This is a genomic window from Absiella sp. AM29-15 (assembly GCF_003434225.1).
Taxonomy (GTDB): Bacteria; Bacillota_I; Bacilli_A; order Erysipelotrichales; family Erysipelotrichaceae; genus Hoskinsella; species Hoskinsella hominis.
The window spans coordinates 2,507-2,724 of sequence record NZ_QVFL01000040.1 but is presented as its reverse complement, the minus strand read 5'-3'; the positions used below and the strand labels follow the sequence as shown (position 1 = coordinate 2,724).

At 40.8% G+C, this 218-nt stretch carries 1 protein-coding gene; it reads left to right on the top strand.

Annotation, left to right across the window (positions count from 1 at the left end; all coding sequences use genetic code 11):
• Positions 1 to 218: replication initiation factor domain-containing protein (locus DW761_RS21590; RefSeq protein WP_233513152.1), on the top strand; the 218-nt coding region annotated here is incomplete at both ends.

Below are 218 nucleotides of genomic sequence, written 5' to 3'. Positions count from 1 at the left end.
ATCAACGACCATACGGGCATTTTGGATATTCCAGAGCTTGCGGAAAAATGCAGAAAACGGGAATATATCGGAAAGTCCAGAAGTTATAAGTTTTATCAGTCGGGCGAGCTTATCAAGCACAGAGAGGACGATAGAGAATATATGGGACGTACCCTTTATCTTGGTTCGCTGAAATCAGATGTGTATTTCTGTATCTATGAAAAGGACTATGAGCAGTA